Below are 14,161 nucleotides of genomic sequence, written 5' to 3'. Positions count from 1 at the left end.
ATTTGCGCGCCTACGCAAGCGCGAAACGGGTTGCTCCTGCGCTTATTCGCTCAGGTTGCGCCCGTGAAACAGTTCTTCGATCTCGCGCTTGAGCAGCGTTTCGATCTTCATGCGTTCCTTGAACGAGAGGTTCTTGGCGCGCTCTTCGAACAGGTACTGATCCAGGTCGAAGTCCTTCAGGTGCATCTTCGTGTGGAAGATATTTTCCTGATAGACGTTGACATCGATCATCTCGTAGCGCGACTTCACGTTCTTGGCGAGGAAGTGCTGGATCGAGTTGATCTTGTGGTCGATGTAGTGCTTCTTGCCCTTCACATCGCGGGTAAAGCCACGGACACGGTAGTCCATGATCACGATGTCCGATTCCAGCGTCTCGATCAGATAGTTCAGCGCCTTCAGCGGCGAGATCACGCCGCAGGTGGCGACGTCGATATCGGCGCGGAACGTGGCGATACCTTCCTGCGGGTGCGTTTCCGGATATGTATGGACAGTAATATGACTTTTGTCCATGTGAGCAACCACGGCGTCGGAGATCAACTCCTTGCCGGCCTGCTTTTTGTCGATCACCGGTTCTTCGGAGATCAGAATCGTCACCGATGCACCCTGCGGATCGTAGTCCTGACGTGCGATATTGAGGATGTTGGCGCCAATGATCTCGGCCACATCGGTCAGGATCTGCGTCAGACGATCGGCGTCGTACTGCTCATCGATATACTCGATGTAGCGCTGACGCTCCTCTTCGGTACGCGCATAACAGACGTCGTAGATGTTGAAGCTCAACGCCTTGGTGAGGTTGTTGAACCCCTGTAGCCTCAGGCGAGGCAACGGCTTGACCACGTCGGTCTGTCCTTATGGAAAGCGGGAAAGGAGTTAATTATGAGCCAAAGATCCCAGCAACGAAATGCCGATGTTAAGAATGGTTTACCTTGCATGACTCATGCCATTAAGCTTCAGGAATCACACGCGGAACTCCCATGAGCCCAGGAAACACGACGGTTGTCACTACGACGGTACGTAACGCTACCCCTTCCCTGGCGCTGGACGCGGGCACCATCGAGCGTTTCCTAGCGCACAGTCACCGCAGGCGCTATCCGACCCGGACCGATGTGTTCCGGCCAGGAGACCCGGCCGGCACCCTCTACTACGTGATCAGCGGCTCGGTGAGCATCATCGCCGAGGAAGATGACGACCGTGAGTTGGTGCTGGGCTACTTCGGTAGCGGGGAATTCGTCGGCGAGATGGGCTTGTTCATCGAATCCGATACGCGCGAGGTGATCCTGCGCACTCGCACCCAGTGCGAGCTTGCCGAGATCAGCTACGAGCGGCTGCAGCAGCTGTTCCAGACCAGCCTGTCGCCGGATGCGCCTAAGATCCTTTACGCGATCGGTGTTCAGCTTTCAAAACGGCTGCTCGATACCACAAGGAAAGCCAGCCGCCTGGCCTTCCTGGACGTGACCGACCGCATCGTGCGCACGCTGCACGACCTGTCCAAAGAGCCGGAAGCGATGAGTCATCCGCAAGGCACCCAGCTGCGCGTTTCGCGCCAGGAACTGGCGCGCCTGGTCGGGTGCTCGCGCGAAATGGCCGGCCGCGTGCTCAAGAAGCTGCAAGCCGACGGCCTGCTGCATGCACGCGGTAAGACCGTCGTGCTGTACGGCACTCGCTGAGACGGCACCACGCAGCCAGTGCGTTGCATTGGCTGCGTGCCGAGTTCGGCAACGAGGTACGCGATTGCGATGCTGCCGACATTGGCACTTGCAGAGGCTTACACCAACGCGTTTGCGCGATACCTCTTATAAGCGAGTGTTCGGGCAGTCGAACCGCACGGTTCGCATCGCGACTAAGTCACGGTTCTGATGATTCGTCGTTATTAAATCGCATAGGCCTTACCCAAGTCGGTGCGCTTCATCAATGACGCACAGCGGGCTGAACTGCACACCCGTCCATCCGCTTGAAAGACTTGTTGCCTGGACGCGTGCGCTTGCCTACAGCGCCTTGCCGCCGCGGTCGCGGCAACCCCAGTTGAGGATGGGCGTCCCCGCCGGCAGGACCTGACGGAACACCGCTTCGCGATTGGCCTTTGGATTGACCACCACCGGCGCGCGTGCGGCCTTCAACAGCGGCAGATCTGCGGTGCTGTCCGAATAGGCGATGGCGATGTCGGAGTAGCCGCGCTCGCGCAACATGCGCATCTTTTCTTCGTTATGGCAGTGCCGCCGTGCGGTGACCGCGCCCAGACGCGGGCCGACCAGGCTGCCGATTACCGGCACGTCCTGGTGCGCGACAAAGCCGAGAATGGCGCGCGCCAGTTCTGGCGGTGCACCGGTGGCGACGACCACACGGTCCCCGGCAGCGCGGTGTTCGGTGAAGACCTTGAGCGCACGAGGCAGCAGGCGCTGGCGGATCTGCACTTCATGTTTGAGCACGTATGCGTCGATGAAACGGTTGAACTCGCGCGCGCGATGCAGGCCGAAGGTGGCGATCCACACATAGCCGGACACGCCGCGCCGCCGGGTTGGCAGCATCGCTACCATCGGGCCGAGAATTGGCGAGGCCAACAGTGCGACCAGCAAGCGCAACGGATTGCGCTTGATCAGCCAGGCGAACAGATGGCTGCCGGAATCGCCGTCGTACAAGGTGTGGTCGAAGTCGAACACCACCAGCGGTGCGTCTTCGCGCGGTGCGGGATACGACTCAGTCATGCGCGAAGAATAGCTGGCGCAGTGACTCGCCGGGTTCGGCCGCGCGCATGAAGGTCTCGCCAACCAGAAACGCGTTCACATCGTTGCTGCGCATCAGTTGCACATCGGCCTGGGTGACGATGCCGCTTTCTGTAACCAGCACGCGATCACGCGGCACGGCGGCGCGCATGTCCAGCGTGGTCTGCAGCGTGACCTCGAACGTGCGCAGGTTGCGGTTGTTAATGCCGATCAATGGCACCGGCACCTGCACCGCACGCTCGAGTTCGTCGATGTCATGCACTTCCACCAGCACGTCCAGGCCCAGCTGCATGGCCAGGCCCGACAGGTCGGCCAGCTGGGCGTCTTCCAATGCGGAGACGATCAACAAAATGCAGTCGGCACCGAGCACGCGCGCTTCGTAGACCTGATACGGGTCAACGGTGAAATCCTTGCGCAGCGCCGGCAGCGTGCAGGCATCACGCGCCTGGCGCAGGTAGGCATCGGATCCCTGGAAGAAATCCACATCGGTGAGCACCGACAGGCACGTCGCGCCGCCAAATTCATAGCTGACCGCGATATCGGCCGGATGAAAGTCGGGCCGGATCACGCCCTTGGACGGGCTGGCCTTCTTCACTTCGGCAATCACGGCCGGGTCGCCGGCGGCGATGCTGGCCTGCATGGCAGCGGCGAAACCGCGCGTGAGCGGCAGGTCGGCGCTGCGTGCGATCAACTCGGCCAGCGGCACGCGCGCACTGCGCTCGGCGACTTCGTCGGCCTTGCGGGCAAGAATGGTGTTGAGGATGTCGCTCATCGTATCGGGTCCTGGCGGGCGGGCATTATCGGTCAAGACGACCGCACTGGAGCGCAGCTGCATGCCAGCGCGCAGCATGCCAGCGTCACTGTGAGGATGCTGGCGGGTGATTGACGCTGCGTTGCGGTCGCCGGCATGACTCAGGGCTGCACGGCGAGTTGGCGGGTGCAGGCGACATAAGCGTCCAGCCGCGCGCGCGCCGAGCCGTCGGCGAGTACCGCGCGTGCACGCAGCACGCCGTCGGCGATGCTGTCGGCCACGCCGGCCACATACAACGCAGCACCCGCATTGAGCGCCACGATGTCCAGCGCGGGGCCGGGCACGTTATCCAAAACCTGCAGCAGCATCACGCGCGATTGCGCCGCATCGGCGACCCTGAGGTTACGGCTGGCCGACATGGCGATGCCAAAATCTTCCGGGTGCACTTCGTATTCGTGCACCTGGCCATCGCGCAATTCGCCAACCAGGGTGCCGGCGCCGAGCGAGAGTTCGTCCATGCCGTCACGCCCCCACACCACCAACGCGCGTTCGGCGCCAAGCTCCTGCAACACGCGCGCCTGGATGCCGACCAAGTCGGGGTGGAACACGCCCATCAGGATGTTCGGCGAGCCAGCGGGGTTGGTGAGCGGGCCGAGGATGTTGAAAATGGTGCGCACGCCCATTTCGCGACGCACCGGCGCCACCACCTTCATGGCCGGGTGATGCACCGGCGCGTACATGAAGCCGATGCCGGTCTGCGCCAATGCGTCGGCAACCTGCTCGGGCTGCAGCTCGATCACCGCGCCCAATGCCTCCAGTGCGTCGGCACTGCCGGATTTGGACGAGACGCTGCGATTGCCGTGCTTGGCCACCTTGGCACCGCCGGCTGCAGCAACGAACATCGCGCAGGTGGAAATGTTGAAGGTGTGCGAGCCATCGCCGCCGGTGCCGACGATGTCGACCATGTGTTGGCGATCGCTCACCTCTACGCGGCGCGAGAACTCGCGCATCACCGTGGCGGCGCCGGCGATTTCGCCGATGGTTTCCTTCTTGACCCGTAGCCCGGTGAGGATGGCCGCGACCATCATGTCGGAGACCTCGCCGCGCATGATCTGCCGCATCAATTCGACCATTTCGTCATGGAAGATTTCGCGGTGTTCAATGGTGCGCTGGAGGGCTTCTTGCGGAGTGATGGGCATGGGGACAACCGTGGCAGAACGTGATGGATGGAGCCGCAAGCGGCTCGCGGCGTGCTGAATCAGTGCGGGAAATCGCGGGCGCTGAGCGACGTACTAGGCGAAACAACGACGATGATCATTGGCCTGGACGCCGCATGCGGAAGCGCGCCTGCGGTTGCACTTCGTAGTAATCGGCCGGCCCGCCTGCGCGCAGAATCGTCTGCACTGCGGCCGGGTCGTAGATGCCCTCGTGCAACGCCGACTTAGCCAAATGCACGCCGACCACTTCGCCCAGCACTAACCAGGTCTCGATGGCATGACCGGCGGCGGTTTGCAGCGGTAATAGCTGGCTGAGCCGGCATTCGAAACTCACCGGGCTGGCAGCGACGCGTGGCGCAGCGATCAGGCGCGATGGCGCCATCTGCAGGCCGGCAAGATCGAATTCATCAACCTCCGCTGGCACCATCGCCGCACTGGCATTCATCGCCTCGGCCAGCGGGCGGGTGGTCAGATTCCAGGTGAATTCGCCAGTGGCTTCGATGTTGCGCAGGCTGTCTTTGCGACCGATGCTGGCAAAACCGACGATCGGCGGAATGTAGTTGAAGGCATTGAAAAAACTGTACGGCGCCAGATTGGCAATGCCCTCGGCGCTGCGCGAGCCGATCCAGCCGATCGGGCGTGGGCCGACAATGGCATTGAACGGATCGTGCGGCAGCCCGTGGCCCCGGGTCGGCTCGTAGAAATGGATGCTTTCGTCGGGTGTGCTCATCATGATCCGGATGCGGTGGAAGCCGGCGCGGCGGTGACATCAGTTGCGCGGGAGTTGCGTGGGTCGGGTGACATCGTGGCTCTGTATCGTCGCTGCGTTGACGCATCAGCGCGATGCAGTCGCCACACCAAGACGCAGATGACGCATCGTAATCAACGCTGCAGAAAGTTTTTCAGCAAGGCGTGCCCGTGCTGGGTCAGGATCGATTCGGGATGGAACTGCACGCCTTCGACCGGAAACTGGCGATGGCGAAGGCCCATGATCTCTTCCATCGAACCATCCGGATTTTCGGTCCAGGCGGTGACCTCCAGCGCATCCGGCAAGGTGGTCTTGTCCACCACCAGCGAGTGATAGCGGGTGGCCTCGTAGCTGTCCGGCAGGCCGGCGAACACGCCCTTGCCCTCATGGCGAATGGGCGAAGTCTTGCCATGCATGATGTTGCCGGCACGGATCACATCGCCGCCATAGACCTGACCGATGCTTTGATGGCCCAGGCACACGCCCAGGATGGGTGTGGTCTGACCCAGCTGCTCGATCAATTGCAGCGAGATGCCTGCCTCGTTGGGCGTGCACGGACCTGGCGAGATGACGATGCGCTCGGGCCTGAGCGCGGCGATCTGATCGACGCGCATCGCGTCGTTGCGCACCACCATGACCTCGGCGCCCAGTGCCTGCAGATACTGCACAAGGTTGTAGGTGAAGCTGTCGTAGTTGTCGAGCATCAGCAGCATGGCAAAGGACTCATTGCGCGATCAGGAAGACCGCATAGATATTTTCGGTGAGGGTGATGCTGCCGGCTTCGAGTGACTCGACGGTTGCACCTCGATCAGCAACAGGCGCAGACGGTGCCGGCGATGCGGAGACAAGTGAGATCATAGGGACCTTTGTCGGCCAACTGCCCGCCTGAATGCCATAGGCGAAATTCGGTGCAACATCGGAGATCGTGTAAAGCCCCTGAATCCGGACGCCATACGCCTTGGCAAGTTCGGCTGCAGAACTGCGTGATTGGTCAGCAGCTTCGCGCTTGAGTTGCGCACGCACCTCGGCTTCCTTGCTATAGGACGTCTGGATACCCGACAGCTGGACTTCGTCACTCGTCTTCATGTCGCCGAGAAACTGCCGCGCATCATCAAGCGCCTGAAATGCCGCGCCAATGCCGCGTTTGACTTCAGTGCCTTCGAATTTTTGTGTTCCGTTCGCCACGTAAGAATAGGAAGGCTGTATCTGCAGCGACGAGGCTTCGATGCTGTCCTTGAGGGCATGGTGCGCCTTCAAGGACGTGAGGATCTGTTCGGCGGCTAACTGGACGCGCTTGCGTGCAAGTTCCGGCTGCAGATCCACGGCGCGAAAATTAATCGTCACAAAAAACCGGTCGGGCATGACCGTTTTTTCTGCCTGTCCCTTCACCAATAAATGCGGCTGCGACGGCAGGCTGTTGACCTGCGCTGTCGCCAGCATCGGCACTGCAAGCAGTGCCACCAGCATCCAACGCGTCAATTGCTTCATCTGCCTTCTCCCTGGTGAATGATGCGCATGCTTACGGCACGCCGCGCTGCAGTGCCGCCACATCCGCACACAGGCGATCGACCGCCGTGGCCGTGGTCGCCCACGAAGTGACGAAGCGGATCACGTGACTGCCATCGGTGCGCACTTCCCAGCGCTCGAAGTCGTAGCGTTGCGCCAGCTGCGCTGCGTGTTGCGCGCTGATGGCGATGAACTGCTGATTGGTCGGCGAGTCGCTTGTGAAGTGCGCGCGTGCGGCAAGCAGGCCGGCGCGCAAGCGTTGTGCCATTGCGTTGGCATGCGTCGCCAATTCAAAAAACAGACCGCCGTCGAACAACGCGGCGAATTGCACGCCGAGCACCATGCCCTTGGCCAGCAACGCACCGCGCTGCTTGATCAGATAGCGAAAATCAGCCTGCAGGGCGGGATTGACGATGACCAGCGCTTCGCCCAGCAGCGCACCATTCTTGGTGCCACCGATGTAGAACGCGTCGGTGAGCGCGGCAACTGTGGGCAGATCCAGATCGTTGCCGTCGGCGGTCAGCGCGGCGCCCAAGCGTGCGCCATCCAGATATAGCAGCAGATCGTTTGCATGGCAGAACCGAGACAACGCATCAAGTTCGGCACGTGTGTAGATGGTGCCGCTTTCGGTGCTGTTGGAAATATAGACCAGGCGTGGCTGCACCATGTGTTCGTTGCTGTGCACAGCGAGCAGTGGCTCGATCAGTGCAGGGGTCAGCTTGTCGTGCAGCGCCGGCACAGTGAGCACCTTGTGCCCAGTCGCTTCGATTGCCCCGGTTTCGTGCGTGGCGATATGCCCCGCCTCCACCGCGATGACCGCCTGATGCGGGCGCAAAAACGCGCTGATCGCGATCAGATTGGTCTGCGTGCCGCCGACCAACAGATGCACGTCGGCCTGCGGCTGCGCGACTGCATTGCGGATCAACGCAACCGCACGCGCCGTGTGCCGATCGGTACCGTAGCCGGCGTGCTGCTCGGCGCTGGCCTGCGCCAACGCCTGCAGCAGACGCGGATGCGCGCCTTCGCTGTAGTCGTTACGAAAGCTGATGCGCGCATTGCTGCCCTGCCCGTCCATCACAGGCCCTTTGCCGCCTGGGCGACTGCGCGAAACAGCGCGCGCCCCTTGTTCATGGTTTCCTGCCATTCCAGGTCGGGGTCGGAGTCGTAGACCACGCCGCCACCGGCCTGCACGTATAGATAACCGTCCTGGATGACGGCGGTGCGGATGGCGATGGCGGTGTCGGCATCGCCGTGCCACCCGATGTAGCCGACCGCACCGGAATACACATTGCGCTTGACCGGCTCGAGCTCGCGGATGATTTCAAGCGCGCGGATTTTTGGCGCGCCGCTGACAGTGCCGGCCGGGAAGGTGGCGCGCAGCACATCGCTGTAGTTCAAACCGGCCTTCAACGTGCCGGTTACCTCACTGACGATATGCATGACGTGGCTATAGCGTTCGATCACGAACTGCTCGCCAACCTTGACCGTGCCCGGCTCGGCAACGCGGCCGACATCATTGCGGCCCAGATCGATCAGCATCACGTGCTCGGCGCGCTCCTTCGGGTCGGCCAGCAATTCAGCTTCCAGCGCCTTGTCGAGTTCCGGCGTGGCACCGCGTGGGCGGGTGCCGGCAATCGGGCGCACGGTGACCACGCCGTCGCGCAGACGCGCCAGAATTTCCGGCGACGAGCCGACCACCTGGGTGCCGCCGACGTCGAGAAAATACATGTACGGCGAGGGATTCAACGCGCGCAACGCGCGATACACATCCACCGGGCGCGCGCGGAACGGCACACGCAAACGTTGCGATGGCACCACCTGGAAGATGTCGCCGGCGCGCACGTATTCCTGCGCCTTGCGTACTACCGCGTGGTACTCCTCGCGGGTGAACGAGGAATGGAAATCCGATTCGCCGATCGCATCAGAAATCTGTGCGCGCGGATAACCCGCACCGCCCTGGCGCAGGCGATGGGCCAGTTCGTCCAGACGCCGATTTGCACGCACATACGCCTGCGGCTGACGCGGGTCGGCATGCACGATCAGGTACAGGCGGCCCTTGAGATTGTCGAACACTGCCAGCTCTTCGGAGAGCATCAGCAAAATATCGGGCGTGCCGAGTTCGTCGGGTTTGTCGCCGCTGCCCAGGCGCGGTTCGATGTACTGGATGCACTCGAAACCGAACCAGCCGACCAGCCCGCCAGTGAAGCCCGGCAGCCTATCCAGCTGCGGCACCGAATGCTCGGCGCGTAGTGCGTCCACTTCGGCCAACGGGTCGGCGACCTCGCGCGTTTCGACCACTTCGCCGTGCTCGCTGACGTCCAGCGTGTGGCCGCGAAAGCTGTACACACGGCGCGCCGGCAGGCCGATGATGGAATAGCGTCCGAAGCGCTCCCCGCCTTCGACCGATTCGAATAGATAGGTGTAAGCGCCGTCGGCGAGCTTCAGATAGACCGAAAGCGGCGTGTCCAGGTCGGACAGCACTTCGCGGACAATGGGAATACGGGTGTGACCTTCAGCGGCCTGGCGCTGGAACTGCTCTGCAGTGATCAAGACGACTTTCCTTCCGGGGCTCTGTGGCGGGGCGGACGACGGCAACGGGCCACCATCACCACCAGCGGCGAGCGGAAGAGAAGGAGCGTGGGGTCGTCAGGCGGGACACACGGCTACTGTAGCGCAACTGCTGGCCCAGGGCAGCAGGCGCAGGCGAACGCCGTTCAACAACGGCGAAGGTGGGATGGTGTTGCTGATGTGGTTTTGCGGGTTGGCGGAGAGCTGAGGCACGCAGGCGAGTTGGTTGATGTCGTCAGGCTGGTGGGCGCTGGACCTCAGTGCGCACGCTTAGAGTCCGCGCGGCGCGGTGCGCTTCGTGCGCTTCGTGCGCTAGCTTGCGGCAACTATTTCTCTGAACAAGGTGGTCAGGTCGCGGCATGCGAATCGCCGCAGGGCACTCACCCCAACCCCTGCGACGCACCGGCCCACGCTAGCAGCGCGGGCGCTCCAGGGCACGTGCCAATGGCGCGCAAGCAGTGCCTCATCGACCCGGCCGGAGAGGTGCTTGAAGCGGCGGGATTGCGGGGCTCACCGAAATGCGTGCCACGCTTTCCCAATTCCCCATTCCCGATTCCCCGTCCTCACCCCCCAAGCAGCGGGCACTCGCCCGGCAAATGCATCCGCAGCCGCGCTGGGACGCATTCGATGCGGAAGTGCCGCGAGGTTTCCGGTTCGCCGTCCAGGTTCAAGGTCAGCGATTGCCGGGAGACGATCTCCAGCCACGGCACCCGGGCGCGTACGGCGACACGTTCGAGTGCAGCCTGTTTGCCGCCGGTGACCAAGGTGCCGAGCGTAGCAGCCACTTCGCCGTCGAGGTCGGGGACGATGGTGACATCCAGCAGGCCGTCGTCGATCAACGCCTCCGGGCATAGCGCCTGGCCGCCACCGGCCTGGCGCCCGTTACCCAGGCCCAGCGCAATGAATTCGCCTTCCCAACTGAAATCCGGGCCGCTGAAGCGGGCGCTGATCGGGTCGATACGACCCAGCCGCGACATGCCGGTGATGAGATACGCCAGGCCTCCGAGCATCTTCTTCAGGCCCTCGTCGGTTTCCACGGTGACCTGGGTACCGAAGCCGCCGCTGGCCACATTGGCGCACCAATGCGCGCCGTGATCGGCGTCGATGCGCAGCAGGTCGACCGGCTGCGCAACGCGCTCGGCGATCAGGGTCAGCGCGTCCAGTGGGGCGATCGGCAGGTTGGCAGCGGTGGCGAAGTCGTTGGCGGTACCCAGCGGCACCAGGCCTAGCGACGGCAATGTGGCCGCATCGCCATCGTGGTGCGCCAGCGCGGCGGCCACTTCGCTCAAGGTGCCATCGCCACCGGCAGCCACCACCGTGTCCACGCCGTCGGCCACCGCTTCGCCGACGTAGCGTTCGGCATCGCCGTCTTCCCAGGTGACCCGCACATCGAGCTGGATGCCACGCTTGCGCAGCGTGCCCACCGCCTCACGCAGTTCCAGATTATCGGTGGACTTGCCATTGAGGATCAGACGCCAGTGGGACGGGGCCATGCGCGCTGCCGATGCTGTGAGGGTAATGGCCGCAGGCTAGCAGCGGGCCAATGGGTAGATCGTGAATAGGCACCGCCGGGACGCTGTCATTGCCATGTCATCGATGGCCCGGAGAGTAGAAGGTCATAGCAGGGACGACGGGCGGAGGCAGGATCAGCCTCCAATTTTCTTGAAGGCCGCTTCCTCGGGAGCGGCCTTCCGTTTGCGTGACGTTGGATTCCCGGTGCGCGCGGGCTCAGCTGCCTGCGGCAAACGCAGCCAACCGCTCGCCGTCGAGCCGGTAGACGGTCCAGCCATCCATCGGGCGCGCACCCACCGCTTGATAGAAGTCGATGGCCGGCTGGTTCCAGTCCAGTACCGACCATTCGAACCGCCCGCAGCCACGCTGCACCGCCAGCTGCGCCAGGTGCCGCAACAACGCAAGGCCCGCGCCCTTGCCGCGCGCTTGCGGGCGCACGAACAGGTCTTCCAGATACAGGCCGTTGCGGCCCAGCCAGGTGGAATAGTTGAAGAAATACACCGCAAATCCCAGCGCTTGACCGTCCTGCTCGCAGATCAGCGCATGGGCGGTGGCGCCCTCGCCGAACAGACTGGTGCGCAGATCTTCCAGGCTCGCCTTGACCGCATCCGGCTCGCGCTCGTAGACCGCCAGCGCAGTGATCAGTTCATGCAGCAATGGCACATCGTCGGGGGTGGCGCTGCGGATCTGCGGCGCGGGCTGGCTCATCGCACCGCCTCCACCGCCGCGCGCATCTGTTCAATCACCTGCGCATAGTCGGGCGCGTTGAAGATGGCCGACCCGGCGACGAAGGTGTCGGCGCCGGCTGCGGCAATCGCGCCGATGTTGTCGGCCTTGACGCCGCCATCGATCTCCAGCCGGATCGGCTTGCCCAACGCGTCGATTTTCGTGCGGATGGCACGCAATTTATCCAGCGCGGACGGAATAAAGGCCTGCCCGCCAAAGCCTGGATTGACCGACATCACCAGCACCAGATCCAACTCGGGCAGCACCCAATCCAGGATATCCACCGGCGTGGCCGGGTTGAGCACCAGCCCGGCCTGACAGCCGTGCGACTTGATCAACTGGATCGTGCGGTGCACGTGGCGGCTGGCTTCGGGATGGAAGCTGATGGTGGTGGCGCCGGCCTCGGCGAAGTCCGGCACGATGCGGTCCACCGGCTCGACCATCAGATGCACGTCGATCGGTGCAGTGATGCCGTGCTTGCGCAGCGCCTGGCAGACCATCGGGCCAATGGTGAGGTTGGGCACGTAGTGGTTGTCCATCACATCGAAGTGCACCCAGTCGGCGCCGGCGTTGAGGACGTTGTTCACTTCCTCGCCCAGACGGGCGAAATCGGCAGACAGGATGGACGGGGCGATCGCCGTCGGTTGCATGGGCAGCTCGGAAAAATGCAGGAGCGCCATTGTCGCAACCGCGGCCCGGCGAGGAAAGCCGAACGCCACTGGACACATCTGAGAATCCTTCCATCGTTGGGCGGCTCGCATCGCGCAGGTGACGGGGTTTGACCGCCACGACCACGTTGCTGACCGCTGCATCGGCTGCTGTCGCGCCATGCAATGCCCTCTCCAGCGCCACCCACCTGCATCTGTAACGGACGCGAGCACGCAGGTACCCGGCCGGCGCGCCACACCAGATGCAAGGAGACCGCATGAAAACAACCCCGCTCGCTCCCGCCGCGCTTGTTTTGCTGGCCTTGGCTCCCTCGGCCTGGGCCCAATCCGGCCCCGCCGATTGGTCAGACTTTTCCATCGACGCCAACGTCGGCGGGGCCGACCCAGCCGGCGTGTCCGGTGGCCGCTTCGGCTTCGACACCAACTGGATGGCAGCGATGGCGACCAGGTCAGCACCGCCACCGGCGCCGATGCGTTCTCGCCCGGCTTCTGCGGCGCCGCCACGGCTGGGCGCACTCCCGCCAGCGGCTGCAGCAAGGACAAGGGCGGTGTCGAATACGGCGCGCCGCTGGGTATGACTGGCAGGCCGGCGACTGGGTCTACGGCGTAGTGGCCGAATGCACCCGCAACGATATCCGCGACAGCGTCAGCGCGTTCAGCACCAACCCGGCGCTGTACACCTTCACCCGCCAGTTCAACCGCACCGCGGCGTTGCGCGGCCGCATCGGCTACGCCTTGGGTGAGCACGGCGATTACCTGGCCTACGTCACCGCCGGCGTTGCACGCGGCGAGTTCGACCATAGCTTCAACAGCAGCAACACCGCCAACAGCTTCACCAGCAGCGGCGGCGACAGCGCCGATGGCTATCAGGCCGGCATCGGCCTGCAGAGGTGGTTGAGCGACAACGTCTCGGTGGGCGTGGAGTACCTGTTCACCCGTCTGCAGGACGACGCCACCCGCGTGCGCGTCGGGCCGGGCACCGCGCCGGCAACCAACCCGTTCCTGCGCATGAATCCGGCCGGTACCGGTCTGCGTCGTACCGATACCGATTTTTCGACCAATGTGGTGCGGCTGACGGCGACCTAGGAGTTCTAAAAGCCGTCTGTGTGGGTAACCACGGCGCCTGATCGTCATGATCAGGCGTTTTTTACAGTGTGACGCCACTGCGCTGTAAGAGCCTGCTGCGTAGACGCTCTGCAAACCTCGACCCATCCGTTTTCGGCGCGCGGCCTTCGCTCAGCGCTTGCGTAGCCGTTGAATCCGGTCGTAGGCGGCGTTGATCTGGCTGGCCTTTTTTTCGGCCTGGCGACGGGCTTCCGGGTCGGCGTTGATCATTTTGTCTGGGTGGTAGCGCGAGATCAGCCGGCGATAGGCCAGATCGATCTCGGCGGCGGTGGCATCCGGCTCCAGGCCCAGCGCTTCATACGGGTTTTCCGCGCGCCGCTTGAACCAGCCGGCGTCGACCGCGTGGCCGATCGCCAGGCCGATCATCAGCCCCACCACCGGTGCCCCGCGAAACAGCAGGGCGCCGGCCAGTGCGCCGAGCAGTTTTCCGTACCAGGACATGGGGGCGATCGGGGGCGGGAGGCGGGCTGGCGATCTTACCCGAACGAACGCCCGGCCTGGCTGACGGCGCCTGCCTAGGCCCCCGCCCCGGGGCTGCCAATAAATTCTGCGGGCGGCGGCGAAGCGCCGTACACTACGCGGCCCGCTGACCAACCGCGGGCCCACCGGGTCCCGAGGAC

The 14,161-nt window shown here is 63.6% G+C and carries 14 protein-coding genes and 1 pseudogene; 2 read left to right on the top strand and 13 right to left on the bottom strand.

The genetic code is table 11. The features are described from left to right. Positions 1–42 precede the first annotated feature (42 nt). On the bottom strand, positions 43–837 hold the full coding sequence (speD, locus tag NX05_RS14330; RefSeq protein ID WP_010368069.1) for an adenosylmethionine decarboxylase: 795 nt from the start codon (positions 835–837) through the stop codon (positions 43–45). A gap of 137 nt (positions 838–974) precedes the next feature. Here speD and crp point away from each other — a divergent pair, with 137 nt between their 5' ends. Then, a complete protein-coding gene (gene crp / locus NX05_RS14325; RefSeq protein WP_010368067.1) occupies positions 975–1,667 on the top strand; it encodes a cAMP-activated global transcriptional regulator CRP in 693 nt (230 codons plus the stop codon). 318 nt (positions 1,668–1,985) lie between these two features. Here the strand turns inward: crp and NX05_RS14320 are convergent, their stop codons facing one another. From NX05_RS14320 to rpe, 11 genes are all read right to left on the bottom strand, one after another. Next, positions 1,986–2,702: a haloacid dehalogenase-like hydrolase gene (locus NX05_RS14320; RefSeq protein ID WP_039434073.1), complete on the bottom strand. Its 717-nt coding sequence runs from the start codon at positions 2,700–2,702 to the stop codon at positions 1,986–1,988. After that, positions 2,695–3,570, bottom strand: coding sequence for an indole-3-glycerol phosphate synthase TrpC (trpC, locus tag NX05_RS14315; protein WP_172645746.1), 876 nt, complete (start codon positions 3,568–3,570; stop codon positions 2,695–2,697). Before trpC ends, NX05_RS14320 begins: the two co-directional genes overlap by 8 nt. Before the next feature lie 62 nt (positions 3,571–3,632). After that, positions 3,633–4,670 carry an anthranilate phosphoribosyltransferase gene (trpD, locus tag NX05_RS14310; RefSeq protein WP_010379436.1) on the bottom strand — a complete coding sequence of 346 codons (1,038 nt, stop codon included), beginning with the start codon at positions 4,668–4,670 and terminating at the stop codon, positions 3,633–3,635. Positions 4,671–4,785: 115 nt separating this feature from the next. Next, positions 4,786–5,418 carry a flavin reductase family protein gene (locus tag NX05_RS14305; protein ID WP_039434068.1) on the bottom strand — a complete coding sequence of 211 codons (633 nt, stop codon included), beginning with the start codon at positions 5,416–5,418 and terminating at the stop codon, positions 4,786–4,788. A 152-nt stretch (positions 5,419–5,570) separates the two neighbouring features. Continuing rightward, a complete protein-coding gene (locus NX05_RS14300; RefSeq protein ID WP_010368061.1) occupies positions 5,571–6,149 on the bottom strand; it encodes an anthranilate synthase component II in 579 nt (192 codons plus the stop codon). Positions 6,150–6,159: 10 nt separating this feature from the next. Further along, positions 6,160–6,924, bottom strand: a complete 765-nt coding sequence (locus NX05_RS14295) for an SIMPL domain-containing protein (protein WP_039434065.1) — start codon at positions 6,922–6,924, stop codon at positions 6,160–6,162. 31 nt (positions 6,925–6,955) lie between these two features. Further along, complete coding sequence (locus NX05_RS14290) at positions 6,956–8,017, bottom strand: threonine aldolase family protein (protein ID WP_039434062.1); 1,062 nt, start codon at positions 8,015–8,017, stop codon at positions 6,956–6,958. Continuing rightward, the gene (trpE, locus tag NX05_RS14285; RefSeq protein ID WP_039434060.1) at positions 8,017–9,492 is read right to left on the bottom strand and encodes an anthranilate synthase component I; all 1,476 of its coding nucleotides are present in this window, start codon (positions 9,490–9,492) and stop codon (positions 8,017–8,019) included. Before trpE ends, NX05_RS14290 begins: the two co-directional genes overlap by 1 nt. Before the next feature lie 581 nt (positions 9,493–10,073). Then, positions 10,074–11,003 carry a lipid kinase YegS gene (yegS, locus tag NX05_RS14280; RefSeq protein WP_039434058.1) on the bottom strand — a complete coding sequence of 310 codons (930 nt, stop codon included), beginning with the start codon at positions 11,001–11,003 and terminating at the stop codon, positions 10,074–10,076. Between the two features lie 235 nt (positions 11,004–11,238). After that, entirely contained in the window at positions 11,239–11,730 is a 492-nt protein-coding gene (locus NX05_RS14275) for a GNAT family N-acetyltransferase (protein WP_017115962.1), read from the bottom strand. Beyond that, positions 11,727–12,428, bottom strand: coding sequence for a ribulose-phosphate 3-epimerase (rpe, locus tag NX05_RS14270; RefSeq protein ID WP_172645745.1), 702 nt, complete (start codon positions 12,426–12,428; stop codon positions 11,727–11,729). The genes NX05_RS14275 and rpe overlap by 4 nt, the downstream gene beginning before the upstream one ends. 245 nt (positions 12,429–12,673) lie before the next feature. On the opposite strand from rpe, the pseudogene NX05_RS23820 reads away from it, so the two are divergent. After that, positions 12,674–13,502, top strand: a pseudogene (locus NX05_RS23820) (outer membrane protein). 150 nt (positions 13,503–13,652) lie between these two features. Here the strand turns inward: NX05_RS23820 and NX05_RS14260 are convergent. After that, positions 13,653–13,982, bottom strand: a complete 330-nt coding sequence (locus tag NX05_RS14260) for a J domain-containing protein (RefSeq protein ID WP_010368045.1) — start codon at positions 13,980–13,982, stop codon at positions 13,653–13,655. Positions 13,983–14,161: the final 179 nt, after the last annotated feature.

It is taken from the genome of Xanthomonas vasicola (assembly GCF_000772705.2).
GTDB classification, from domain to species: domain Bacteria; phylum Pseudomonadota; class Gammaproteobacteria; order Xanthomonadales; family Xanthomonadaceae; genus Xanthomonas; species Xanthomonas vasicola.
The sequence above is the reverse complement of the archived record's forward strand: the minus strand, read 5'-3'. Positions and strand labels throughout refer to the sequence as shown.

Bases quoted from the DNA above. Each gene is read 5' to 3' on its own strand.
- NX05_RS14290 (WP_039434062.1), bottom strand. From the start codon at position 8,017: ATGGACGGGCAGGGCAGCAATGCGCGCATCAGCTTTCGTAACGACTAC.
- NX05_RS14320 (WP_039434073.1), bottom strand. From the start codon at position 2,702: ATGACTGAGTCGTATCCCGCACCGCGCGAAGACGCACCGCTGGTGGTG.
- NX05_RS14275 (WP_017115962.1), bottom strand. From the start codon at position 11,730: ATGAGCCAGCCCGCGCCGCAGATCCGCAGCGCCACCCCCGACGATGTG.
- NX05_RS14295 (WP_039434065.1), bottom strand. From the start codon at position 6,924: ATGAAGCAATTGACGCGTTGGATGCTGGTGGCACTGCTTGCAGTGCCG.
- trpC (WP_172645746.1), bottom strand. From the start codon at position 3,570: ATGCTGCGCGCTGGCATGCAGCTGCGCTCCAGTGCGGTCGTCTTGACC.
- yegS (WP_039434058.1), bottom strand. From the start codon at position 11,003: ATGGCCCCGTCCCACTGGCGTCTGATCCTCAATGGCAAGTCCACCGAT.
- NX05_RS14260 (WP_010368045.1), bottom strand. From the start codon at position 13,982: ATGTCCTGGTACGGAAAACTGCTCGGCGCACTGGCCGGCGCCCTGCTG.
- trpD (WP_010379436.1), bottom strand. From the start codon at position 4,670: ATGCCCATCACTCCGCAAGAAGCCCTCCAGCGCACCATTGAACACCGC.
- rpe (WP_172645745.1), bottom strand. From the start codon at position 12,428: ATGGCGCTCCTGCATTTTTCCGAGCTGCCCATGCAACCGACGGCGATC.
- NX05_RS14300 (WP_010368061.1), bottom strand. From the start codon at position 6,149: ATGCTGCTGATGCTCGACAACTACGACAGCTTCACCTACAACCTTGTG.
- NX05_RS14305 (WP_039434068.1), bottom strand. From the start codon at position 5,418: ATGAGCACACCCGACGAAAGCATCCATTTCTACGAGCCGACCCGGGGC.
- crp (WP_010368067.1), top strand. From the start codon at position 975: ATGAGCCCAGGAAACACGACGGTTGTCACTACGACGGTACGTAACGCT.